Raw genomic sequence first — 206 nt, 5'->3', positions numbered from 1 at the left:
ACCGGCATGGCCCGCTACCGGGTGCTGCTGAACGCCGGGCGCGTTGAAGAACCGCGCGTCGTGTTTGAGCATAAGGATGCGGTGGGGGGAGGAGACACCCTCCACCTCAACGACCGCACGATCCGGATCGCGAGCCAGCCCGGGCTTCAGGGCCACATCCGTCGCGGAAGCGATTACGGTTATCCGGAGCATTGCCGATGAATATC

At 64.1% G+C, this 206-nt stretch carries 1 protein-coding gene; it reads left to right on the top strand.

Annotated features, from left to right (window positions below; translation table 11 throughout):
* Window positions 1–201 (top strand): type IV secretory system conjugative DNA transfer family protein (locus B7449_RS19310; protein ID WP_159108162.1); only part of this gene is annotated, 201 nt, incomplete at its 5' end.
* Window positions 202–206: the final 5 nt, after the last annotated feature.

The organism is Komagataeibacter intermedius TF2 (assembly GCF_000964425.1).
GTDB classification, from domain to species: domain Bacteria; phylum Pseudomonadota; class Alphaproteobacteria; order Acetobacterales; family Acetobacteraceae; genus Komagataeibacter; species Komagataeibacter intermedius.
This window is presented reverse-complemented; position numbering and strand designations above follow the sequence as displayed.